The sequence below is a fragment of the Chryseobacterium sp. StRB126 genome (assembly GCF_000829375.1).
Classification (GTDB): domain Bacteria; phylum Bacteroidota; class Bacteroidia; order Flavobacteriales; family Weeksellaceae; genus Chryseobacterium.
Map to the genome: position 1 here is coordinate 3395638 of NZ_AP014624.1, position 24317 is coordinate 3419954.

Here is a 24317-nt window from a genome sequence, read left to right on the forward strand (position 1 = left end):
ACCTATACTTTAACAATATAAAAAAGAGAACTGCAAAACAGTTCTCTTTTTTTTGTAGCAAAAAATCCCCGCCAAAAGCAGTTTTGTGGTACTAATCATAAAACCTGGGGAAAAAGTAGAAATCAAGGCGGAGATAATTTGCATAAACTCTATAGAATCAACTGTCCTACCCTTGATCTATAAGAGCTGTACAAAAATAAGACTCTGCACTCTACCCATAAAAGAATAGCTGTAGAATTAAATGTCGGTAATTGTAGAAATAATACTACTCATCATTACGTATAAATAACTAATGGCAGAAAAAATAGAATTATCAACTTTCATCTTTTGTCTATTTCCACCAGTGGTAGTAATTGTGTAATCCGTCATATTCAAATCCACAACGAGGATATAGTGTATTCCCGATTTCATTGGTTTTCTCAGTTTCAAGCATTAGTCCGCAAGCTCCTGTTTCCTCACACCATTGTTTGCTTCGATCAATTAATGCTACTGAAAGTCCTTTTCCTCTATAATCAGGGTGTACAAATAAGTCGCTCAGCAGCCATTGTTTTTGTAATTTAGTATAATGGAACAGTTTGTAAAGTTGTACAAATCCCACTGCTTTTCCATCTATCCATGCAAGGAAGATATCTGACTCACTATTCAGAAATCTTTCTTTAAGAAATGCTTTTCCTTTTTCTAGATCAGATTCCTGTCTGTAAAAAATACGATAAAGATTAAACAATTCTGCAGTTTCATTAAGATCTTCGAGACTTGCTTTTTTAATCATGTAATTCATTGTTATATTGGTTTTAATTAACACTGCAAAAGTATCTTTAAACAGGACTATATTTACCATCCAGATTTAAGTTATAAGGATAGTCCAGCAAGCCAATACCCAGTTTTAAAAACATTTCCCAATATCCAAAATACCGCATGTTTTGGATTTTATACTACCCTACAACTTCAGAACTTTGCTCTATAAAACCCAAACAATGACAGATCTACTCCAAAGAATTGAAAATACAGATTGGCAGTCTATTACAGAATCTATGCATAAAAACGGATATGCCATTCTTCCCAATCTGTTATCAAATGATGAATGTAATCAATTGGTCTCCGATTATGATCAACCTGAAGGCTATCGCAAAACTGTTGTAATGGCGCGGCATCGTTTCGGCCTAGGTGAATATAAATATTTTAATTATCCACTGCCGGAATTACTTCAGACCCTACGAACCAATATTTATCCGCATCTTGCTCCAATTGCTAACACGTGGTTCAAAGCTTTAAATATTGATACATCTTTCCCATTAGAGCATCAGATTTTTTTACAGCAATGCCATGCTAACAATCAACGAAAAACCACTGTTTTGATTTTGAAATATGGAGAAGGAGGCTTCAATACTTTACATCAGGATTTATACGGCGAGCTTTATTTTCCCATCCAGATCGTATTGATGCTTAGCGAGTCTGAACATGAATTTACAGGTGGTGAGTTTGTCCTTACCCAGCAGATTCCAAGAGCACAATCCAAAGTCCTTGTTTTAAAACCTAAAAAAGGAGATGTTCTTATATTTACCACCAATTTTAAACCTGAAAAAGGAACAAAAGGATATTACAGGATAAACATGAAACATGGTGTAAGTGAAGTGAAAACAGGAAAACGTTATGCCTTGGGAATTATTTTCCATGATGCGGAAAACTAGGGGAAAGGAAGATGGAAGCGGGAGGCTGGAAGTTAATGGTAGACAGAAAATTTACAACACCCATTTAATCCAATTGATTACAATGCAGCAATATTCAAACTTCAGGCTTCAAGAACTTCCCTCTTCCAGCCTCCAGCTTACTTACTAAAATATGATGCTACACTTACAACTCTCAGATTCTGAACTAAGAAGTAAAATCCGAAAACGAGAACTTCGTTTGGGTGGAAATAAAAACCTGAAAATCTACGGATTGCTTGACTGTAGATCAGGAAAAAGAATGAAAAGAGACAACCGAATCTTTTTTACTGATGAATCTGAAGCTTTACAAAATGGGTATCGTCCCTGTGCTCATTGTATGAGAGATGAATATCAGCAGTGGAAATTACAGCAAATTTATCATTTAAAATAAACATAAATTTTATGTAAATTAGTAGCTTTCATATCCATTAAAAACTAACTACAAATGAACCCAGAGAATAACTATATAGAAATTAACAAAAACTCATGGAATAACAGAACCGAATCCCATTTAAAATCTGAATTTTATGATGTGGATGGATTTTTGAAAGGAAAAAACTCTTTAAATGATATTGAACTGAATCTATTAGGAGATTTAAAAGGAAAATCGGTTTTACATTTACAATGCCATTTTGGGCAGGATACCATTTCACTAAGCAGGCTTGGAGCTGAAGTTACAGGGATTGATTTATCTGATAAAGCTATTGAAAGTGCCCAAAAATTGGCGCGTAGCACCAATTCAAATGCCCAATTTATCTGCAGTGACGTTTATGATCTTCCTAATCATCTGGATAAACAGTTTGATATTGTTTTTACAAGCTATGGAACCATTGGCTGGTTACCGGATTTAGACAAATGGGCAAAAGTCATTACCCACTTTTTAAAACCTAACGGTACATTCATATTTGTTGAATTCCATCCTGTAGTTTGGATGTTTGATGACAATTTTGAAACTGTAGGATACAGATATTTTAATTCGGGAGCCATCGTAGAAACTGAAAGCGGAACTTATGCAGACAGAAACGCCGATATCAACCAATCTTATGTGATGTGGAACCATGGATTAAGCGAAGTAATGAACAGTCTTATCAAAAACGGGCTAGAAATCAACAGCCTTGATGAATTTGATTACTCTCCTTACAATTGTTTCAACGGAACCGTTGAGTTTGAACCTAAAAAGTATAGAATCTCCCATTTGGAAGACAAAATTCCTATGGTTTATTCTGTGGTGGCTACGAAGAAGAATGATTAATATCTTCTGAATTTCCAAAGATACCCCCAGTATTCTTGGAGCTAGAAACACAGACCCATATTTTTTGCCACGAATGCACGAATAAATAAGTTTTAAAAGCCTATGTACCTTTGTATCTTTTTTTAAGACACATAGGCTTTATGTGTAAACAAAATCATTTGTGCATTCGTGGCGATTATTTTTTTTCAGATATCTGCGTCATCTGCAAAATCCGCGAGAGTTTTTTATAAAACGGTACGTGGCCATTAAAAAGGAATCAAAAGCTCCCTTAAACATCTGTGTAATCAGTGAAATCTGTGGGAAAATTTATCTATATTCAATTTTATCGGAGATAAAATCCTTGCGCCATACTACAGCAGGCATTTAAAAAGCTTAGCAACTTTGCGATTTCCAACATGTTTCAACGTTGAGACTGCTTCGCTTTGCTCGCAATGACAAAGACGCTGGTAGAGGTATCTATCAACTTATATCATCTGGTAAAATAGGTGAAAAGCTTAACAACAGGAAATAAAAAAAGAGAAGCAATATCAAATTACTTCTCTAGTTTAGTAGCGGGAACCGGACTCGAACCGATGACCTTCGGGTTATGAGCCCGACGAGCTACCTACTGCTCCATCCCGCGGTGTATTTTTAGAGTGCTTACCGAAAGCACTTGCTTAGTAGCGGGAACCGGACTCGAACCGATGACCTTCGGGTTATGAGCCCGACGAGCTACCTACTGCTCCATCCCGCGATATTGGATTGCAAAGGTACGAATATTTTTCACAAATCCTAATTTTTCTTTTAAATAAAGGACTTTTATGAAAACTATTTTATTATTTGTATCTTTGTTTTATGGCAAAGATATTAAAAATTTATCCCGACAACCCACAGGAAAATCTTGTGAATGAAGTCATTAAAACATTAAATAATGGCGGATTGATTATCTATCCATCCGATACAATTTATGCCCTTGGCTGTAATATTTTTGATATAAAAGCCATGGAAAAGCTTGCTCAACTGAAAAAATTAAAGCTGGAAAAGTCAAAATTCTCAATAATTTGTAATGATCTGAGTCATCTTTCCGACTTTACACGACCTATTGACACTTCAGTTTTCAGATTCCTGAAAAGCCATCTTCCGGGACCGTTTACATTTATTCTTGAAGCGAACAAAAGCTTACCTTTAGCTTATAAAGGACATAAAACAATTGGTATCCGTGTACCGGATCATCCGATTCCTCAGCTCATTGTTGAAAAACTCGGACATCCTATCGCCTCAACTTCCATCAGAGATGATGATGAAATCATCGAGTATTCTACAGATCCTGAGCTAATTGCTGAAAAGTATGATCATTTAGTAGACATCGTTATTGATTCCGGATATGGAGATAACGTAGCATCAACCATTGTAGATCTTACTTCCGGAGAACCTGAAGTGATCCGTCAGGGAAAAGGAATTATTTAATTCAAAATCTTTGATGTCTAAGACTCTGGTGTAGCATAACAGTTATGGTTGATCGATTTTATGGGGCTTAATGGAAAATATTCTTTAGGAATTCTACTGACATTTGTGCTTCTAGGCATAGTGATGCTTTATGTTTTCCCTATTATCAGTATGATTACAGGTGCAAAGACTGTTACGGGAAATACTTTCTCAATCAGCAGAATTGCCCTATGGACTGTCTTACTCATCATGTTTCTCTACAGTCTTTTTATTGAAAAGGGTTCTTTTTTACTTAAAGCAGAAAAGAAGTATTCTATTGCATTCAACATAAAGGCTGTAATCGTTTTATACCTTGTCTGTGTCTTTGGAGGTACTGTTTTGAATGGAATAATTCAGTTTGCAATTCATAAAGAAGATAGCAGCAAAATTTTGCAATTCACCACCCTTTTTAAAAATGATTATTTTTTAATTATTTTTACATGTTTTACAGCCGGCGCTGTAGAAGAGCTTCTGATGCGGGGCTATATACAACCCAGGATTGAGAAAATATACAACAGTCCATTGGCTGGGGTTTTAGTCTCTGCCGCCTTATTTGGAATTCTGCACAGCACTTACGGAACCATTGGTCAGGTCGTAGTACCTTTCTTTATTGGAGTCGTTTTTGCTATGTTTTATAAAATATACTCAAATATTAAAATTCTTATTGTCTGTCATTTTATGATTGACTTTGTCACGCTGATGGCAATGAATTTTATTGATTTTAAACATTTATCTGTATTTTAACATTATGAAAATTGTAACATCACCTGCCAAATTAATGAATGTAGAAAACTCAACGGACCTGTTGAAATCCACGACTCCTAAATTCATTGAAAACGCAGCTTTTATACAAACTTATTTAAAAGAAAAATCACCAAAGTATCTTTCCGAACTTATGGAAATATCGCCAAAGCTGGCTGATGAAAACTGGGAAAGAAATCAAAAATGGAAATCAAAACCTACAGCTAAAGAATCTGCACCTGCTATGTTTGCCTTTACAGGGGAAGTATACAGAGGATTAGATGCCAAAACACTTGACAAAACGGCTGTAGATTATCTTCAAAAAAACTACAGAATACTTTCCGGATTATATGGCCTTCTTAAACCATCTGATAAAGTGATGCTTTACAGGCTGGAAATGGGTCGTCACTTTGAGTTCGATCAGTACAAAAACTTATATGAATTCTGGAGAGAAAAGATTACTGAACAGCTGAACACTGAAATGAAAAAAGGAGAAATCCTGCTTCATCTGGCCAGCAATGAATATGGAAAGGTTATCGACAGAAAAAAATTAAATCATAAGGTGATTGATTTTGATTTTTATGAATTGAAAGAAGGTAAACTGAAAACGATTGTAGTCTATACCAAGCATGCAAGAGGTCTCGTGGTAAGGTTCTGTGCAGAAACCAATGCTCAGACCTTGGAGGATGTAAAGGCTTTCAACTACGAAGGATACAGAATTGATGAAGAAAAATCTACCGATACAAAACTGGTTTTCACAAGATAAATGACAATATCAGCATTAAAAAAATACTTCAAAGCAGAACTTTCCGACCTTTATACTGAGTCGGAAAGTACTTTTTTAGCTTCAATATTTATTCAGAAAATAGTAGGCTTTGACTCGTTTGAGCAGAGAAGATTTTCAGAACAGGAACTTCTGATAGAGGATGAACAAAAGTTGTGTTCTCTGATTTCTGAATTAAAAACCGGAAGACCTTACCAACAGATTCTTGGGGAAACAGAGTTTTATGGAATGTCATTTTTTGTAGATGAACATGTCTTAATTCCGCGTCCTGAAACAGAAGAACTTTTGGAAATAGCAATCCGTGAGATTCAAAATTTAGAAAATAAAAATTCGGGATTAAAGATTCTTGATATTGGTACGGGAAGCGGTGTGATTCCTTTGGTTTTGAAAAAACATTTTCCGGAAGCAGAAGTCTCTTCTATAGATTTCTCTGAAAAGGCTCTGGAAACGGCAAAACGTAATGCAATTTATCATCATCTTGATGTTCAGTTTATTCATGCTGATTATCTGAATACGCAGCTAACCGAAGAATTTGATGTTATTATTTCTAATCCACCCTATATAGGTATTGAGGAAGAAACAGAGATTGAAGATTCTGTAAAGGGATTTGAACCTACCATGGCACTATTCTCTCCTACTTCTGATGCTTTGATCTTTTACAAAAAAATTGCAGAGGATTCCAGAGAACACCTGAAAAACAATGGCCTTATATTTTTAGAAATCAATCAAAAGTTAGGTCCTGAAACTTTAGAATTGTATCAAAATTTCACCAACGCACATTTATTGAAAGACTTATCTGAAAATGACCGGTTTATTTATGGCAGAAAATAAGTAATTTTATCTCTCATAAAAACATAACCTTACATCTTAGAAACCATGGTCATTAAACCACACAATGCTGGAAATATAAAAATTGCTGAAGTTTCTTCGGATCAAATCATCATTCAATCTGCAGAAGACGGACTGGATCTGATGGGAAATATCTATTATCAGGGGTTCGATAAAGTAATTGTTTATGAAAAAAATATTACTCCTGATTTCTTTGATCTGAAAACCAAAATTGCAGGAGAAATTCTGCAAAAATTCTCTAATTACCGTATCGGATTGACGATTGTTGGAGATTTCAGCAAGTATGAAAGCAAAAGCATGAAGGATTTCATCTTGGAAAGTAATAAAACCGGACATGTTAATTTTGTAGAAACGTTGGATAAAGCTTTGGCTAATTTTTCAAACTAGACTATTTTTCAGTTCTTTAGATAAAAAAAGGAGAATTTTCCCAATATTTTCTCCAATTTATACACGTCAATATGGCTTTTTTTTAGATCTTTTAATAAAACATAAAGATTTACACATTAAAAATAATCTAAATAATTTATTAATTATATAAAATTTTAAACTAAAATATAATAATTAAATTAATCATTGAGGATAAATTAAAATTTAGCCTCCTAAAAGCAAGCCTACAAGTATTTTATTCGTATATTTACAAAAAACACGAGGGAATATGAATCTTACTTATTTAAGGGCTTACACGGTCACTTAACTCAATTCATTTTTTCGGCTTTCCAGTTAAACAGAGCATGTTTCTCTATGAGACATCACTGTTATATCTGTTATTGGCTTTTGAAATAAAAGGCCTCATTATGTCATTTTTTGAACATAACAATTCATTGTTTCAATGAACTGTTAGAGATACTTATTTCCTTTTTGGAACTAAGCCTCCTGAAGATTGTCCTAACTAAAAACATAACCACTAAAAAAAACATAAAATACCCAAATAAAAAATTATTTAAGAACATCATGATTAAAAAATTATTTCTACCGATCGTTTTAGTAAGTTCATTTTCATTTGCACAGATTGGGATTAACACACCCACGCCAGACGGCAGTGCAGCCCTTGATATTTACAGTCAAGATAAAGGAATGCTGATTCCAAGACTTACTACTGCAAAAAGAGATGCTATTTCCAAACCGGCCAACTCACTTCTTATTTATGATACTGATAAGAAGTGTTTAAGTCAGAATGTGGGAACGCCCACCAGTCCAGATTGGCTATGTATTAGCAATAATGCTGTAAAAATGTTTTACATGCCTAGTGTTTCTTTTGATACTTCTACCACGGCAGCTGGCCGAACTAAAGATTTATATTCACTGTATAAAACTCAGTTCGGATCTCCAAAAGCAAAAAGTACCAGTGCCCCTGCATCCATTCCTTTTTTCCCTTCCAGCAAAGATCTTTACTATTATGTAACTGATGCTGATCCTAATGTATTCAGTAATATTACTATTTCTGATGATGGTGTAATGAAGTATGATGTAAAAGCAGCTGCTACAGACTGTTCTTTTATCAATATTGTTTTTGTTGTCAAATAATTGAGCTATGATAAAAAGTACCTCAATTGTACACTATAAAAGGTTTTTACTTATCTTTTTCTTACTCATTTTCGTCCAAAATATTCAGGCGCAAAATGAACAGGGAACCGGATATCCATATTTTGTCAACTTTACACAGGGGTTACAGCCTCAGGAAGCTTATAAAGTAGCAACAAGTGGTGTCCAGAATGACGCAACCTTTACAACAGACGGATTACGACTGACCCGCAGCGTAAATAACATTTCAGGAGGAGTGATCCTGGCTGATAAGATTTTCAAAAGTGATCAGGGAATTAAATTTGAATTTGAATTTGCCATTTATGGTGGAAATACTAACGGAGGAGATGGTATTTCTATATTCCTGGTAGACGGATCTATTCCTAAAGATCAGCTTAATCTCGGATATTTTGGAGGAGGATTAGGATATAGTTTTGTACGAGGGCGAGAGTCCACGGAAGGACTGAGAGGAGCTTATCTTGGAATAGGACTGGATGAATTTGGAAATTTTAAAACAAGCTTTAACCAGAGTGAAAGAGTCAGAAATGGAATATTTGGAGTAACACTAGCCAATGCGCGAAGCAATGTTTCTTTAAGAGGTAAGCGTGGAAACCAATATCTATCGTCGGCTGAACCTGCAGGATATAATGGTTACCCATTGCTTTATAGTATAGCCACCAATGCTTCCCCTTCCAGTAACAATAGATCTGCTTATCTGGACACCAACACCGGAAAATATATTGGCACTAAAAACACGACTCTTCAGCAATTCAGTATTGAAAGCGGAGGAACTACAATTCCTCAAAATGAAAATGATATAAGATTCCGTAAAGCATATGTCGTTTTGGTTCCCAATCCTGCCGGCGGTTACAATATAACCCTGGAAATACAACACGGAAACGTGAAAGAGAAAGTGATTGATAATTATTACTACCCAACTTCTCTGAAATATACTGAAACTACTATATCCAATACTACGGTAAGAACTCTGGATACTTCAGCTCCTTCTACTTTCAGAATTGGGTTTGCTGCTTCTACAGGAGCTGCCAAAAATATCCATTTACTGAAAAACTTAGGCGTTACAAGACCTTACGCTGCCGAAGTAACGGATGACCTGTTTGCAGGTTGCCCGGGAATTAAGTCAACCTATTATCCTTTGCTTAATGATGCGGCTTATTCTTCAGCAGGTGGCCAAAATCCGCCAACACTTTCATATAATAACCTTGATTTTAATTCATTCCGATTTTTAGATAACAATGGAGCTGTGATTCCGAATATAACAGGGGGTGTTTATACCAACAGCCAGGGAACATGGATTTATTCATCCACTACCGGAGCGCTTTCTTTTAGGCCTGCGAGTGGATTTACCGGAGTTGCCCAGGTTCAATATGATATTAAAGGAGGTGGAAGCAATGGTACTGAAGCTCCTTATAATAAGGAAGAATACAGGTCATTGCCGGCACTGGTACAGGTTAATATTTCAAGTACAAATAACTGTAGCAAAGCCTGCGTTATTTCCAACAGAAATGTAACTCAGACCATAACAAAATAATTTGATAAAACCAGCTTTTAAAAGCTGGTTTTTTTATTAACGAAATGAAAATCAATTCCTATTGCTTTTCATAAAATACTGAACAGCATCTTCGATCGCTCTATCAATAGGCTGGTATTGAATCCCGAGTTCCTCCACTGATTTCTGATGAGAATAATAATTTCGGATCTGAAGTGCTTTCATATTAGAAGAACAGAGATTGGTTTTAATCTTTACTTTTCTCAGGATATCTCCTACCCAACCTAAAATATTCAGCAACATATTAGGAATGGGAATCATTGTAGGGTTTTGGTGGGTTATCCTATTGATCTGGCTGAAAAACTCTCTGTAACTTAAATTTTGATGGGCTAATAAGTATTTTTCTCCATTTTTCCCATTATCTATTGCACTCATGATTCCATTGGCGGCATCTTCTGCATGAACAAAATTCTTTCCTCCTTTAGGGTAAAAGATCAGCTTCTTTTTCCAGGCCCAGAAGATCAGTTTCCCGGAACTGGGTTTTGTGTCATAAGCTCCAATCATGAAGGTAGGATTCAGAATGATGATTTCCGTATTCTTATGGTTCTCTAAAAGATAATTTTCAGCCTCCAACTTGCTCTGTGCGTAAAAAGAGTCTGTAAAAGGATATTTTTGAAGCTCTTTTTCATTTCCCGGTTGTTTTTCACTTCCATATCCAATGGTATTGGCTGAACTTATAAACAGAAACTTTCTTATTCCACAGGCTTCTGCTTGGGAAAACAAGTTTACAGTGATATCATAGTTTATTTTTTTATAGTCTTCATAACGAATCAGGTTCTGGCTCGTTTCTGCAGCTATATGAATAATACATTCAATATTTGTAAGGTATGATGAAAGATCAGAAGATAGACTCCCTTCAATCAGCTTCAGGTTTTCATTTTCTTCGCCCAGATACTTGCTTTTCTGGCGCACCAGAGCAATAACAGAATAACCATTTTGTAATAATTTAATGATAATATTGGTTCCCAGAAGCCCGGTAGCTCCGGTTACAAAAACTTTTTTCATGCTTTGATCTCTCTTTTTATAGCTTGGGTCATCAGGGGAAGTTTAATCCATATCGGAAGAATTTTCATCACCAGCCAGCTTATTGGATTGACCATAATTACGGAATCTTTTTTAAATAACTGCTGAATACAACGAGCTGCTACTTTATCCGGATTTAAAAGCGTCAGCCTGCCCCAAAAGCCTTGTTCTTCGATTCTTTTACAAACATCAGCATTGGTTTTCATCGCTCCGGGGTTCACAACACTTACAAAAACATTGGTATCCTTTAATTCTTCATAAAGCCCTCTTGAAAAGGAATGAATAAAACTTTTGGAAGCGGGGTATACCGTCTTAAATCCTATTGGAGAAAATGCTGCCATACTTGAAACGTTTAAAATATAAGCCTTAGGTTGCTTTAAAAGATTAGGAAGTAATTGATGAGTGATAAGCGATGTGGCGGTGACATTAACCTGCAAAATCGCGTTGATATAGTCCGAAGTGGCCTCCGTAAACTTTTTCGTTCCTCCAAGACCTGCATTATTGATTAAAATATAAATATTAAAAGACGAGTTAAGCCATTCTGTAAGCTTCATCACATTTTCATTAACAGAAAGGTCTACTTCATAGCAATGGACCTTTATATGATACTTTTCCTCAAGCTCCCGGGAAAGTTCTTTTAAACTCTGATCGGGAAGGCTTACCAGAATAAGATTGATGTTTTTCTCTGCAAGGTTTTCAGCAAAAGCTTTTCCCAGCCCTTGGCTCGCTCCTGTAACCACAGCATATGATTCTTTGGTATCCATAAGATTAAATTTTACAGTACAAAGCTATCGTGGAAATGTCCTTCGAATGTTCCGGGTTATCTGAACGAACCTATTTTCAATTAAAAAACAAAAACAATCCAACAAATTGATATACAATTAATTAAATACGATTAATAAGTAAAAGTTTATAAACCGGAACTTATTTTTTAAACTCGGAAGGGGTTTGCCCGGTCACTTTTTTGAAAGTAGTATTAAAAGAAGTCTTGGAATTGAACCCTGATTCGTAGGCTATTCCCAGAATGGATAATTTACTCTCGGAATCTTTAAGAAGCTGTTGAGCATGTTCAACTCTGAACTCATTCACGTATTGGAAAAAATTCTTTTGACAGCCGGTATTGATCACATAGGATAAATGATGAGTAGAAACAGATACCATTTCAGCCAACTTAATAAGGTTCAGTTCACTGTCCAAATAAGGTTTCTGTGTTTCCATAATATTTTCAAGCTGTGTTTTGATTCTTTCCAGCTCTTCATTAGGCATCAGCTTTCTTTTTACGTCTACAGAATCAGAATCATCCTGAATAGAGATTAATTCTTCACGCTGTTTTTCTTCCAATGGATAAATTTCTTTCTGTTTCAAAGAATAATAGCCCACGCAGTAAATAACAAACAGAAATACAGCATTAATAAAGAAGTTTAATGATTTGGGGTCATAAAACAGATTGTACACTACATAGATAATATTCACAGCTAGAATCACAAGAATAATGTATTCTAGCCAGTTTAGATTGATTCCTTCGGTATTGGAAGAAAACTGCTGAATCTTTCGCTGATGTTTTCTGATGGTGATATAAGAAAGTAAGGTATAAAACAAGGCCTGAAACAAGATAAGAATGATGCTTAAAGACTCAAAAGGATTGGTATAACCTAATCTAATCAATACCAGACATATCACGAATATTACGGGCAACAACAGAAACTTTACATCTGTTATTTTAAATCTGAAAGAAGGATGGGTATAAAATAATACGCTGAAATAAAAAAAGATGGGAGTAAGATACTGTACGATCCGAACCGGAAATAAGGAGTGAAACTCAATGGGCGAACCGGTGATCAGAAAAAGAATCTCATCTAACCAGAATGTGGACCAGAGAAAGAGAAAGATTCCAAACCAGAAATTGGCTTTCCTGTTACCCATTAAAGGATTGGCAATGTTGAGTAGAGAAAGCAAAACCAATGAACCATAGATAAGTATCACGATGAAACTGTTTAATTCTGATGTGTTCACTGGTTTTGATATTTTAGATTAAAAATAGTCTTTTTATCCGATTCGCTTCCTGACAAAAATTTGGTATCCCAGATAAATCAGCGGTAATGACATGACTCCAAGGTATAAAATATTAGTCATAGCCAACTGCGGATGCAGTATGATAGAGTACACTAGCCCAAAAAAGGCTCCTCCAAGGTGAGCCGCGTGGCCCAGATTGTCCCATTGCTTAGGATTCAGCATCATGTATACTGAATATCCGAAATACAAAGTTCCAAATAACCATCCCGGTAAGAAATTCACGCTAATCTCATTCGGTGCCATGGCTATGGAAGCAAAAATGATTCCCGAAACGGCACCTGAGGCTCCGATGGCGGAATACCAAGGCTGTTTCTGATAAATCTGTAAACTGAATAAGTTTCCAAGGATCATTGATCCAAAATAAATAATTAAGAATCCAATTTCTCCAAAGAAATGAACCACCACTCCCTGAAAGAAGTATAAGGAAAGCATATTAAAAAACAGGTGCATAAAATCTGCATGTAAAAATGCAGAGCTTATCAGCCTTATATATTCTTTGCGGTTGGTAATGGCTCCCACATTGAATTTATATTTTTCAAATAAAGCCGTATTGTTGAATCCCATGTAACTAAATACACAAGTGACCGCAATAATAATCAAAACCAATATATCCATCTGATATTTTTTATTTTATTCTTAAGTATACGTTTTATTCAGTTTCATTGGCTCCGTCTTCCTGGAACAAATCTCCGATAATTCCGCCTTCTTCATCCATATCTCCGGTTGGCTCCGGATCTTCATATACTTCCGGTTCCTCTTCTACAGGTTCAGGAATGGTAATATTGATGGCTTTTACTTTAAACTTCGTAAACTGGTTTCCTATCGCCTTTATTCCTTTTACAGCAATGAATTCGTCTATATTAATGGTTTCCGGATCGCGATCTTTCCCTTTATCTTTGGCAAAAATAATTTCTGCCGTTACATCATTCGCTACGATTACATTCTCTATAAATGATTTCGGATGCTCAGATGGCATGAAGGTCTGTATGTTTACAGTATTCTCCAATAAGAATCTTTTAATGAAATAAATATCCTTTTCTCCATCATAGTAAATACACGTAATAGGTTGTTCAGGCTTCCATTTTTCCAATACCAGATATTCATCATCAAAACGGTTTCCTAAATCAAAAGAAACGAGTTTTACCTCTCCATTGGTATTGATTGTTAGAATTTTATCATCTCCTTTGAAACTGCCCAGCAAAGTACCTCTGGCATCAGCATTCAGCCTTCTTACCGTATCATCAAACCATATTCTTCTTGGAGCCAGTGTAGAAACACCTTCTTCTTTAAGGTCTACCTTCTTCACGGCATATTTGGTTACCAAATTTCCTTTGGAATCACGTCCCTTGATAGCAAGATCAGAGAAATTGATCTCCATTTTATTCTTTCTGATTCTCGGATTGGGTTTTAAAAGAACTGTAACAGTTTCCGCTTCACCATTCGGATTGGCTGAGAAATACAATGTTTCTGAGCCTTTCTTGTCTGAAGCCAGCGGATAATCTGTATTTCTTGTTACACCTGTTACAGAGAAACGCTTCATATAATAAGGTCCTTCCCTGCCTTCTCGGTAGATCATGTTATACACTGTTCTCTTATCGTTTTTCTTCCATACGGCAACGTGGAGAATATCTTTTCCGATAAATGTTTTGGCTTCCACTTTTACCACCTTCATACTACCATCTTTTCTGAAAGTAATGATATCATCAATATCTGAACAGTCAAACATATACTGATCTTTTTTCAGTGAAGTTCCGATAAAGCCTTCTTCAAAGTTGGCGTAGAACTTCTCATTGGCAACAGCTACTTTAGTTGCATCAATGGTATCAAAGATTCTAAGTTCTGTTTTCCTCTGCTTGTCTTTTCCGTATTTCTTCTGGATATTCAGATAATATTCAATAGCATACGCAATCAGATTGGCAAGATGGTGTTTTACCTGCTCTATTTTTCCTTCAAGAGAGGCAATATTTTCTTTAAATTTATCTAAATCGAATCTTGAAATCCTCTTGATTCTGATCTCAGTTAATTTTAGAATATCTTCTTCTGTTACCGCTCTTAAAAGATGTTTGGTATGAGGCTTTAATCCTTTGTCAATAGTTTTCAGAACATCTTCCCAAGTCTTCACTTCTTCAATATCATGATAGATCCTGTTTTCGATGAAAATCCTTTCCAATGAAGAGAAATGCCAGCTTTCCTGAAGCTCATGAAGTTCTATTTCAAGCTCTTTTTTCAGCAATGACACCGTGTGATCCGTATTCATTTTCAGAATATCAGACACATTCATGAACATTGGTTTATCACCCACAATCACGCAGGCATTCGGAGAAATTGTTACCTGACAGTCTGTAAAGGCATACAAGGCATCAATTGTTTTATCCGGCGACACATCATTATGAATATGAATCAGGATCTCAACCTTATCGGACGTATTGTCTTCAATTTTCTTGATCTTAATTTTTCCTTTCTCATTCGCTTTTAGGATAGAATCAATCAGATCACTCGTTGTTTTGGAATAAGGAAGTTCAGAGATCACCAGCATATGTTTATCTGTCTGGGTGATTTTAGCTCTGGCTCTTACCTTTCCGCCTCTGTGTCCATCATTGTATTCTGATACATCCAGATAACCGGCCGTTAAAAAGTCCGGATAAATCTCAAATTTCTTTCCTTTTAAATAAGCTACAGAAGCGTTAATAAGCTCATTGAAGTTATGCGGAAGGATCTTTGTGGAAAGTCCTACCCCAATTCCTTCCACTCCTTGTGCAAGAAGCAAAGGGAATTTTACCGGAAGATCAATGGGTTCGTTATTTCTGCCGTCATAGGATTTTGTCCATTCTGTAGTTTTCGGGTTAAAGACTACTTCTAATGCTAGAGGGGTTAGTCTTGCTTCAATATACCTCGCGGCAGCAGCAGAATCTCCTGTATAGATATTCCCCCAGTTTCCCTGAGTATCGATCAGCAATTCTTTCTGCCCGATCTGCACCATGGCGTCTGTAATGGAAGCATCCCCGTGAGGGTGATACTTCATAGTATTTCCCACGATGTTGGCCACCTTATTGTAACGGCCATCTTCCAGTTCTCGCATAGAGTGCATAATTCTTCGCTGAACAGGCTTTAACCCGTCATATATCGAAGGAATCGCCCTATCCAAAATTACATAGGAAGCATAATCCAGAAACCAGTCTTTATAGAGACCGGAAACCTTCTTCAAGCTTTCACCCTCATGCGAATATTCTTCTGTCGTCATCTGTTATATTAATCTTTTTTCTCTTTATTAGCTTTTACAACTTTATTTAGAGAGAGTTTTAAATCGTTTACTTCTTTTCTTGTTAAATAAGAAATCTGATATTTCAGAATGGTAGACCCATTATTCTTACTCGAGACGGTAATGTATAGTCTTTTGATGAAGAAAATACTGATTACGTCATATTTTACCAGTTTATATTTTGGAAATTCATCGTGAAGAGGTTTGTTTAAAAAAGGAATGATATTCCTGTTCTTAAAATGCAGTGCTTCACCATCACTGTCGTATTCAAAAATCTGTCGCCCGTTAAGATGAAAGATTACTAGTAATAATATGGGAATAATTATCATCAAATAGCTTTCGACTCCTAGCACATTAAATCTGTATTCATTGGCTAAAAATCCTACGATTCCAAACACTGCTATCATCATTAATAGGGTGTTTATAAAGTTATAAAATGATGTTTTACTACGGTTACTTAATCTCATTGTGATTCTTATCTGGTGTCCATCAGTTATTGGCCGCTTACTTCATTAAGAATGTGTTTTTTATCTATGTCAGTATCATCTTCCACTACTAGGTTCTCAAGAATGAAAGTCTGTCTGTCCGGTGTATTTTTCCCCATATAAAATTCCAGTAACTGGTCTATCGTCTGATCTTTTCCTATTACTACCGGTTCTAAACGGATATCTTTTCCTATGAAATGCTTAAATTCATCAGGAGAAATCTCTCCCAAACCTTTGAATCGGGTAATTTCAGGATTTTTTCCTAAATCATTCAAGGCTTTTACTCTTTCTGCTTCTGAGTAGCAATATCTTGTTTCTTTTTTATTTCTAACCCTGAATAATGGGGTCTGAAGGATATAAAGGTGATTATTTTTAATCAGATCCGGGAAGAACTGCAGGAAGAATGTAATCATCAACAGACGGATGTGCATTCCATCCACATCGGCATCGGTTGCAATAATTACCTGATTGTATCTCAGGTCTTCCAAACTTTCTTCAATATTTAAAGCAGCCTGAAGGAGATTAAATTCTTCATTTTCGTACACCACTTTCTTCGTCAATCCGTAGCAGTTCAGAGGTTTTCCTTTTAATGAGAATACCGCTTGTGTTTCTACATCTCTTGACTTCGTGATTGATCCGGATGCGGAATCTCCCTCGGTAATAAAGATCTGTGTATCTCCTTTTCTTTCAGCTTTTTGATCGTTATAATGCTGTCTGCAGTCACGCAGTTTTTTGTTATGAAGTGATACTTTTTTAGCTCTTTCTCTTGCCAGCTTCTGGATTCCTGAAAGCTCTTTTCTCTCTCTCTCAGAGATCAGAATCTTCCTTTGAATTCCCTCTGCTATTTCAGGATTTTTATGCAGGAAATTATCCAGCTTACTTTTTAGAAAATCAATAATAAAGGTTCTTACGGTTGGCCCGTTAGGTCCCATATCATTAGATCCCAGCTTTGTTTTGGTCTGAGATTCGAAAACCGGTTCTTCCACATTGATGGAAATGGCTGCAATGATTGATTTTCTGATATCAGAAGCATCAAAACTTTTATTAAAAAACTCACGGATTGTTTTCACATATGCTTCCCGAAAAGCATTAAGGTGAGTACCACCCTGTGTAGTATTCTGTCCGTTAACGAATGAAAAATACGTTTCCGTCTGTGATTTATCAGAATGGGTAATGGCAACTTCAATATCTTCATCCTTTAAATGAACGATCGGATACAGAATATCGCTTTCCAGTTCTTCTTCCAAAAGATCTTTAAGACCATTTTCAGAAAAATAGGTTTCGCCATTGAATAATATTTTCAGTCCCGGGTTCAGGTATGCATAGTTGCGGAGCATTCTTTCGATATACTCTTTTCTATACTTGAAATGCAGGAAGATTTCACCATCGGGAATAAATGAAATTTCAGTTCCGTTTCTGTCTGAAGTTTCTTTTTCATCAAAGTTTTCTTTGATCATACCACGGGAAAACTCTGCCGCTTTCATCATTCCATCACGGAAAGAACGTACTCTGAAATATTCTGAAAGGGCATTTACAGCTTTTGTACCCACCCCGTTCAATCCGACAGATTTCTTAAACGCCTTACTGTCGTACTTACCTCCGGTATTCATTTTGGAAACGGCATCAACCATTTTTCCCAGCGGAATTCCACGACCAAAGTCACGAATAGTAACCTTGCCGTCATCCAGCTTTATTTCAATTCTTTTTCCGGATCTCATCCTAAACTCATCAATGGAGTTATCCAGGATTTCTTTAAGCAAAATGTAAATACCATCATCGGCAGAGGCCCCGTCCCCTAGCTTCCCGATGTACATGCCGGGACGCAGACGGATATGTTCCTGCCAATCGAGGGTTCTAATATTCTCTTCGGAGTAGGTTGGATTTATTTCTTGTGACATATATGATTTCAGCAAACATACAAAAGTACGAAATTGTCCAAAATTATCCGAATTTTAGTTTTCATTTTTTTATCAACATTCTTCCTTAAATCAGGATTCGTATCACAAAAAAGTAGACTTAATTGAACAAGAAATAAAGGATAAATGTCATTATTCCTACATTTACCCTCTGAAATTACTGTTGAGTACCTTCCAGTTTGCCTATTATATTTTTCAGCATTGCCGGAACAATGAGTTTATGAAAAGGACGTACCGGTAAAAAGTATAATACTCCCAGCCAGTTATGGAACTTAACCGTAGTGGAAATCGTTAAAGAATTTTCATCCTGCCCACCCTGGTTTTTATCAAATAAAAGGGAAACCCTGAAGTCCAGGTGTTTATCATCCTCACCAAGAACAATCTCATTACTGGTTTTATTAAAAACCTTAAAAATACCTACGCTCTCCCCTACTTCACAGCTAAAATTGTCGGCTTCTTTTATAGGATCGGTCTCTGCTCCTGTTTTTAAACCGAACAATCCCACCATCTTGTTTCTGAAAGCAAACATTTTTTTCCCCCATGTGGGTCCGCTTGTAAAAAAAGCTTTACCGATTTGAGTAATATCGAAATTCTGCCCATTTCCTACCAGTCCGCCTGCAAAGCTATCTGCATAATCAAACTTTTCTTTTCCCTGCGCCAAAATGGATTTTGCCGGAAACTCAATCTTCTTAATTTTCATGATCATTGGGTTTATATTATTTTAAGCATAACAAATATAAGCATCACCGAACATATTTAAAAGCAAAAAGTTACATTTTTTTAAACAACTGTTTAAAGTTATTTTTTAATGGTTAAAAATAGGATGAAGATAGATTGGAAAAATGCGGAAACCCAGTGTTTTTTTGAATACTTCCTTGCGTCATTGCGATTTCAACCTAAAAAATTCTCACAGATTTTGCTAATAACACAGATACTTTAACCCCGTAATCACGGGGTCTAAAAAAATAATTTTTACAACATTAGATACATTGATAATAATAGAAATATTTAAATGAACAGCGTTTTAAATAATTCATTAAATTCGGTATCAACAAAATCTGTTTTTATGATACAACTTCCTTTATCGAAACTTTCCAATGTGGGAACTACTATTTTCAGCCAAATGACACAGCTTGCCAATGAAAATGAAGCGATTAATCTTTCTCAAGGATTTCCTGATTTTATGCCGGATTCCGAATTATTAAATAATGTAGATCACTTTGTGAAAAAAGGTTTTAATCAATACGCACCCTTGGGCGGAATGATGGGCTTAAAGGAAGAAATTGCAAGAAAAATTGAAAACAGCCATCAGGCTGTATATCATCCTGATACGGAAATAACGGTTACCGCAGGAGGAACCCAAGCTATTTTCACTACTATTGCTGCTTTTATCAAAAAAGATGATGAAGTGATTATTTTTGAACCAGCCTACGATTGTTATGAGCCTACCGTTGAACTTTTCGGAGGTATTGTAAAACGCTTTGAAATGAAAGCTCCGGATTATCAAATCGACTGGACCGCTGTAAAAGGTCTGATAAGCGATAATACCAAAATGATCATTCTTAATAATCCCAACAATCCATCAGGGAAAATATTAAAAGAAGAGGATATTAAAGAACTGATTGAATTGGTAAAAGGGACTTCGATTCTTATTTTAAGTGATGAAGTATATGAAAATATTGTTTTTGATGGAAAACAGCATTTAAGCATCTGTAAATATTCTGAACTCAGGGAAAGAAGTCTTCTTGTGGCTTCATTTGGAAAGCTTTTTCATGTTACAGGCTGGAAAATAGGATATTGTGCAGCTCCCAAAGCTTTAACAGATGAGTTCAGAAAGGTGCATCAATTCAATGTTTTTTGTGTGAATACTCCTATTCAGCTTGCTTTGGCAGAGTATATGAAAAATGATGACCATTATCTTCATCTGAATCAATTCTTTCAGGAGAAAAGAGATTTTCTGAGAAAAGGACTTTCCGGAACGTCCTTTGAGCTCCTGGATTGTGAAGGAACGTATTTCCAGGCAGTAAAATACTCTAAGATTTCGGATAAAAATGATTTTGATTTCGCTAGTGAACTGACGATTAATCATAAAGTAGCGAGTGTTCCGTTCTCATCATTTTACAAAAACAAGATCAATGAAAATGTCATCAGATTGTGTTTTGCCAAGAAGCAGGAAACATTGGAGAGAGCCATTGAAAATCTTTCAAAAATATAATCATTTTCAAAATACTCAGGAAGCATTTTTCAACTTATCATTAGAGAATACATTCATTTTCAGAGATAAACAAGAACATAGTATATATTTTTTTCTTCAATAGGTGATTTACTATTGAAACTTTTCATATATTCGTAATAACTAACTCATTAAAAATCAGAATCATGAAAAGCAAAACATTATTAAAAGGAAAGAAACTTAATAAAAGAGAGCTAAGAAGCATCAATGGAGGTCTTTTGATGTGCCTGGATCCTTCACTACGATGCAGACAATATCATCCGAAGTGTGCCGAAGATCAATGTAAACCAGACCAGCCAATAGAACCTTGGAATTAATTTTACAACCATACATCTCAATACCACTATATGAAAAATCAAACATCTCTAAAAGCAAAGAAACTAAGCAAAAAAGAATTAAAAACCATTGCAGGAGGTCTCCTGAACTGTATGCCTGCTCAGGAGATCTGCCTTCCGCATATGGAGCCATGTCATTCAAATGTTGATGAGAACGGCTGTGCTATGATTTCTCCTTATTGTGGACAAAAAATATGCAGACCTTAATAACAAACCATTTATAAAATCTAAACTATGAAAAGCAAAATTCAACTTAACGGAAGAAAATTGAATAAAAAACAATTGAGTACGATTAAAGGCGGATTAAGAATCTGCAGACCGGAAGGCTATGCAGAATGCATACAATACGGAAGATTTTGCGGGGAGCCGGAGTGCAAAACACCTTAATTCGACAACCTTTATGTTATATTTAAAAAGTCTATCTTGTTTGAGATAGACTTTTTAAATATTTTAAATCAGCAAAAAAGTATTTTACAAAAAAAAATGAGCATGAAATGTGATCGGGCTATTGTTTCGCCAAGAAGTCGAAAATATTGGAAAGAGCGATTGAATATTTATCAAAAAAATCTTAAGAAATTTCCTCCTACAAAGCTCCATGAAACATATAACTCATTGTATTTTAGTTATCTCCATACGACTATTTAACTATTTTTCTTAAATTAGTGAAATAAACAAATTCATAAAAATTAAAACCATGAACAAACAAAATGTAAACAAAGGAAAGAAATTGGCTAAGAATGAGCTGAAAATGATCACAGGAGGAGGAGACGTAAGATGTAAAATCTACGGAGACCGCTGTTATTATTATGGGCCAGGATGCAGAGAAAAAGAATGTCAACCACCAACACCCGTAGATCCAATTGATTGATATTCAATAATTATAAAAATAAAAGAGCCGGTTCATATGACCGGCTCTTGTTCTATCAATTAAAATACTGAGACTTAATACTTTTTTATAAAAACATTCCTCCTGAAGCTTCAATTCGTTGTCCGTTGATCCATCCGGCGGCGTCAGTACAAAGGAAAGCAACTACTCCACCGATATCATCAGGAAGTCCTACTCTTCCCAAAGCTGTAGCACCAGCCACCATTTCATTGATCTCTTTATTATCTCTTACTCTTCCACCACCGAAATCTGTTTCAATGGCTCCCGGAGCGATCACATTGGCTCTTATTTTTCGGGATCCCAATTCTTTGGCCATGTATTTTGTAAGCATTTCCACTCCTGCTTTTATTGATCCGTAGACTGAAGAGCCAGGTGTTGCAAACCTTGCCAATCCTGAAGAAATATTGATAATTCCTCCACCATCATTAATGAAAGGCAATAGTTTTTGAGTTAAGAAAAACACACCTTTGAAATGAATGTCTATCATATCATCCATCTGCTCTTCTGTAACTTCTGTAATGGGCGAATATAAAGCTGTTCCTGCATTATTGACAAGATAATCAATGCGTGAATTTCCCGTAGCCTCTTTCAGATGGCTGGTAACTTTTTCCACAAATGCATCAAAACTTTTACGGTCTTTTGTATCCAACTGAAATGCTGCAGCGTTTCTGCCCATTGCCTTGATTTCGTGAACTACAGCTTCAGCTTCTTCTTTATTACTTCTATACGTAATGATAACATCCAGTCCTTTTTCAGCGATCTTAAGGGCTGAATTTTTACCCAAACCTCTGTTGCCTCCGGTTACTAATGCTATTTTTGTCTTTGTTTCCATATTTTTGGTTGTTTTTACTGATACAAAGTTGAAACATTTACAGCAGAAAAGATTTACCTGAATCAATCCGAAATTTGCGAAATTCAAATCATGAACGGAATTCTAAAGGTGTAAATGATGTTTTCTTTTTGAAAAAGTTTGAAAAGTGGGCTATTTCTTCAAAACCGAGCGTATAGGATATCTCTGAAACATTCCATCGGGTTTGTCTTAAAAGGATCTTTGCTTCCTGAATAATTCGGTCGCCAATAAATTCTGTAGTAGTTTTTCCGGTACTTTCTTTTAGTCTTTTATTAAGATAATTGACGTGTACGGACAACCTTTCGGCGTAATCATTTGCCGTTCTCAGTTGTAATCTCTGCTCTATGGATTCTATGGGAAACTGTCTTTCCAATAATTCTATAAATAAAGACACCACTCTCATGGAAGCATCTTTTGTTATAGAGATTTTAGTGGCAGGCTGCAGCTTTTGCCCATAATGAATCAGTTCCCAGACATAATTTCTGATCAGATCGTATTTAAATAAATAATCTGAATCTATTTCGTTTTTTACTTTTTTAAAAAGAAGTTCTATTTCATCTGCCAATTCATCATCAATTTCAAATACAGGAATGGCTCCCGGCTGAAAAATAGGAAGATTTTCCAAAGTATTATAAGAGGTTTCTTTCATGAAAAAGTCATCGGTAAATACACAAAAGCTTCCCGACTGCTGTGCATCTTCCGGAATCCAGTGGTAAGGAACTTTAGGAGTGGCAAACAACAGTGCGTTTTTTTCTATGGAAATGATCTTATCAGCATATTCTGCTCTGTTTTTCCCTCTGATTAGGCTTATTTTATAATACTTCCGCCTGTTATAAGGCATTTCGGAAGTAGTTTTTATTCGTTCAATAGTTTGTGCTATATCAAACACGTTAAAATGCCCGAGGTCTTTATGGAGTCCTTTGGGAAAAATATCTTCCAGGCTTTTACCGAGCTTGGCAGTCATTTCCCTGTAAAAATCTTCTAATGAGGAATGCGCTATTTTCTCCATAATCAATCGGTTGTAAAATTCAAATATACAAAGTTGATTTTTAATAAAACAAAAATGTTTATTTCATTTTTTTTCTATAATAAGTGATATATGAATGAATATTTTCACTACATTAGTCATTAATTAACTAACTCGCTAAAAATCAAACAAATGAAAAATCATTTTTTACAGTCTGGTAAAAGACTGAACAAAAAAGAACTGAAAACCATTACTGGTGGATTATTAAACTGTATGGAGCCTGTGCTTTGCCCAACTCCTTATGAACCATGTGAATCTCCATATCCCAACGGCTGTACCATTATTTCTCCTGTATGCGGACAAAAAGAATGCAGACCAGCACCCATCACTATAGAGTAATCCT

Annotated in this window: 27 protein-coding genes and 2 tRNA genes; 16 read left to right on the forward strand and 13 right to left on the reverse strand. The window is 35.7% G+C overall.

Annotated features, from left to right (window positions below; genetic code table 11):
- Positions 1 to 331: 331 nt before the first annotated feature.
- Positions 332 to 778, reverse strand: a complete 447-nt coding sequence (locus CHSO_RS15440; protein WP_045497800.1) for a GNAT family N-acetyltransferase — start codon at positions 776 to 778, stop codon at positions 332 to 334.
- 196 nt (positions 779 to 974) lie between these two features.
- Between CHSO_RS15440 and CHSO_RS15445 the strand changes: the two genes are divergently transcribed.
- From CHSO_RS15445 to CHSO_RS15455, 3 genes are all read left to right on the forward strand, one after another.
- A complete protein-coding gene (locus tag CHSO_RS15445; RefSeq protein ID WP_045497803.1) occupies positions 975 to 1688 on the forward strand; it encodes a 2OG-Fe(II) oxygenase in 714 nt (237 codons plus the stop codon).
- Between the two features lie 151 nt (positions 1689 to 1839).
- Positions 1840 to 2097: an Ada metal-binding domain-containing protein gene (locus tag CHSO_RS15450; protein ID WP_045497806.1), complete on the forward strand. Its 258-nt coding sequence runs from the start codon at positions 1840 to 1842 to the stop codon at positions 2095 to 2097.
- Positions 2098 to 2151: 54 nt separating this feature from the next.
- A complete protein-coding gene (locus CHSO_RS15455) occupies positions 2152 to 2958 on the forward strand; it encodes a class I SAM-dependent methyltransferase (RefSeq protein ID WP_045497809.1) in 807 nt (268 codons plus the stop codon).
- 549 nt (positions 2959 to 3507) lie between these two features.
- Here CHSO_RS15455 and CHSO_RS15460 read toward each other — a convergent pair.
- Positions 3508 to 3580 (reverse strand) — tRNA-Met (locus CHSO_RS15460).
- A gap of 38 nt (positions 3581 to 3618) precedes the next feature.
- Positions 3619 to 3691: transfer RNA gene (locus tag CHSO_RS15465), tRNA-Met, on the reverse strand.
- A gap of 101 nt (positions 3692 to 3792) precedes the next feature.
- On the opposite strand from CHSO_RS15465, the gene CHSO_RS15470 reads away from it, so the two are divergent.
- From CHSO_RS15470 to CHSO_RS15500, 7 genes are all read left to right on the forward strand, one after another.
- Positions 3793 to 4404, forward strand: coding sequence for an L-threonylcarbamoyladenylate synthase (locus CHSO_RS15470; protein WP_045497812.1), 612 nt, complete (start codon positions 3793 to 3795; stop codon positions 4402 to 4404).
- Between the two features lie 48 nt (positions 4405 to 4452).
- Positions 4453 to 5166: a CPBP family intramembrane glutamic endopeptidase gene (locus tag CHSO_RS15475; RefSeq protein WP_045497815.1), complete on the forward strand. Its 714-nt coding sequence runs from the start codon at positions 4453 to 4455 to the stop codon at positions 5164 to 5166.
- A 4-nt stretch (positions 5167 to 5170) separates the two neighbouring features.
- Positions 5171 to 5929, forward strand: a complete 759-nt coding sequence (gene yaaA, locus CHSO_RS15480) for a peroxide stress protein YaaA (RefSeq protein ID WP_045502658.1) — start codon at positions 5171 to 5173, stop codon at positions 5927 to 5929.
- Positions 5930 to 6778 (forward strand): peptide chain release factor N(5)-glutamine methyltransferase, encoded by an 849-nt coding sequence (gene prmC / locus CHSO_RS15485; protein WP_045497817.1) that lies wholly within the window; start codon positions 5930 to 5932, stop codon positions 6776 to 6778. It begins immediately after the preceding gene.
- A 45-nt stretch (positions 6779 to 6823) separates the two neighbouring features.
- Positions 6824 to 7183: a DUF4180 domain-containing protein gene (locus tag CHSO_RS15490; RefSeq protein ID WP_045497819.1), complete on the forward strand. Its 360-nt coding sequence runs from the start codon at positions 6824 to 6826 to the stop codon at positions 7181 to 7183.
- A gap of 564 nt (positions 7184 to 7747) precedes the next feature.
- Positions 7748 to 8320 (forward strand): hypothetical protein, encoded by a 573-nt coding sequence (locus CHSO_RS15495; RefSeq protein WP_052480744.1) that lies wholly within the window; start codon positions 7748 to 7750, stop codon positions 8318 to 8320.
- Between the two features lie 7 nt (positions 8321 to 8327).
- Positions 8328 to 9869 carry a lectin-like domain-containing protein gene (locus CHSO_RS15500; RefSeq protein ID WP_045497821.1) on the forward strand — a complete coding sequence of 514 codons (1542 nt, stop codon included), beginning with the start codon at positions 8328 to 8330 and terminating at the stop codon, positions 9867 to 9869.
- 51 nt (positions 9870 to 9920) lie between these two features.
- Here the strand turns inward: CHSO_RS15500 and CHSO_RS15505 are convergent, their stop codons facing one another.
- From CHSO_RS15505 to CHSO_RS15540, 8 genes are all read right to left on the reverse strand, one after another.
- Positions 9921 to 10892, reverse strand: coding sequence for an NAD-dependent epimerase/dehydratase family protein (locus CHSO_RS15505; RefSeq protein ID WP_045497823.1), 972 nt, complete (start codon positions 10890 to 10892; stop codon positions 9921 to 9923).
- Positions 10889 to 11674: an SDR family NAD(P)-dependent oxidoreductase gene (locus CHSO_RS15510; RefSeq protein ID WP_045497825.1), complete on the reverse strand. Its 786-nt coding sequence runs from the start codon at positions 11672 to 11674 to the stop codon at positions 10889 to 10891. Before CHSO_RS15510 ends, CHSO_RS15505 begins: the two co-directional genes overlap by 4 nt.
- A 160-nt stretch (positions 11675 to 11834) precedes the next feature.
- The gene (locus tag CHSO_RS15515) at positions 11835 to 12923 is read right to left on the reverse strand and encodes a helix-turn-helix domain-containing protein (RefSeq protein WP_045497827.1); all 1089 of its coding nucleotides are present in this window, start codon (positions 12921 to 12923) and stop codon (positions 11835 to 11837) included.
- 33 nt (positions 12924 to 12956) lie between these two features.
- Complete coding sequence (locus CHSO_RS15520; protein WP_045497830.1) at positions 12957 to 13598, reverse strand: rhomboid family intramembrane serine protease; 642 nt, start codon at positions 13596 to 13598, stop codon at positions 12957 to 12959.
- A 34-nt stretch (positions 13599 to 13632) separates the two neighbouring features.
- Complete coding sequence (locus CHSO_RS15525) at positions 13633 to 16224, reverse strand: DNA gyrase/topoisomerase IV subunit A (protein WP_045497831.1); 2592 nt, start codon at positions 16222 to 16224, stop codon at positions 13633 to 13635.
- Positions 16225 to 16232: 8 nt separating this feature from the next.
- Complete coding sequence (locus CHSO_RS15530) at positions 16233 to 16652, reverse strand: hypothetical protein (protein WP_232509079.1); 420 nt, start codon at positions 16650 to 16652, stop codon at positions 16233 to 16235.
- Positions 16653 to 16735: 83 nt separating this feature from the next.
- A complete protein-coding gene (locus CHSO_RS15535; protein ID WP_045497833.1) occupies positions 16736 to 18625 on the reverse strand; it encodes a DNA topoisomerase IV subunit B in 1890 nt (629 codons plus the stop codon).
- Between the two features lie 175 nt (positions 18626 to 18800).
- On the reverse strand, positions 18801 to 19343 hold the full coding sequence (locus CHSO_RS15540) for a DUF2867 domain-containing protein (RefSeq protein WP_045502663.1): 543 nt from the start codon (positions 19341 to 19343) through the stop codon (positions 18801 to 18803).
- Between the two features lie 366 nt (positions 19344 to 19709).
- Here CHSO_RS15540 and CHSO_RS15545 point away from each other — a divergent pair, with 366 nt between their 5' ends.
- From CHSO_RS15545 to CHSO_RS25985, 5 genes are all read left to right on the forward strand, one after another.
- Complete coding sequence (locus CHSO_RS15545) at positions 19710 to 20858, forward strand: methionine aminotransferase (protein ID WP_045502666.1); 1149 nt, start codon at positions 19710 to 19712, stop codon at positions 20856 to 20858.
- A 164-nt stretch (positions 20859 to 21022) separates the two neighbouring features.
- Positions 21023 to 21193 (forward strand): hypothetical protein, encoded by a 171-nt coding sequence (locus CHSO_RS25975; protein WP_171817651.1) that lies wholly within the window; start codon positions 21023 to 21025, stop codon positions 21191 to 21193.
- A 30-nt stretch (positions 21194 to 21223) separates the two neighbouring features.
- Complete coding sequence (locus CHSO_RS15550; protein WP_045497837.1) at positions 21224 to 21418, forward strand: bacteriocin; 195 nt, start codon at positions 21224 to 21226, stop codon at positions 21416 to 21418.
- 27 nt (positions 21419 to 21445) lie between these two features.
- Positions 21446 to 21598 carry a hypothetical protein gene (locus tag CHSO_RS25980; protein WP_171817652.1) on the forward strand — a complete coding sequence of 51 codons (153 nt, stop codon included), beginning with the start codon at positions 21446 to 21448 and terminating at the stop codon, positions 21596 to 21598.
- 307 nt (positions 21599 to 21905) lie between these two features.
- Positions 21906 to 22079 (forward strand): hypothetical protein, encoded by a 174-nt coding sequence (locus CHSO_RS25985; protein WP_171817653.1) that lies wholly within the window; start codon positions 21906 to 21908, stop codon positions 22077 to 22079.
- A gap of 85 nt (positions 22080 to 22164) precedes the next feature.
- Here CHSO_RS25985 and CHSO_RS15555 read toward each other — a convergent pair whose 3' ends face one another.
- Together CHSO_RS15555 and CHSO_RS15560 are read right to left on the reverse strand one after the other, a co-directional pair.
- Positions 22165 to 22929: an SDR family NAD(P)-dependent oxidoreductase gene (locus tag CHSO_RS15555; RefSeq protein WP_045502669.1), complete on the reverse strand. Its 765-nt coding sequence runs from the start codon at positions 22927 to 22929 to the stop codon at positions 22165 to 22167.
- An 88-nt stretch (positions 22930 to 23017) separates the two neighbouring features.
- Positions 23018 to 23956, reverse strand: coding sequence for a helix-turn-helix domain-containing protein (locus tag CHSO_RS15560; protein ID WP_045497839.1), 939 nt, complete (start codon positions 23954 to 23956; stop codon positions 23018 to 23020).
- 150 nt (positions 23957 to 24106) lie between these two features.
- On the opposite strand from CHSO_RS15560, the gene CHSO_RS15565 reads away from it, so the two are divergent.
- On the forward strand, positions 24107 to 24313 hold the full coding sequence (locus CHSO_RS15565) for a bacteriocin (protein WP_045497842.1): 207 nt from the start codon (positions 24107 to 24109) through the stop codon (positions 24311 to 24313).
- The last annotated feature ends 4 nt before the right edge of the window (positions 24314 to 24317 follow it).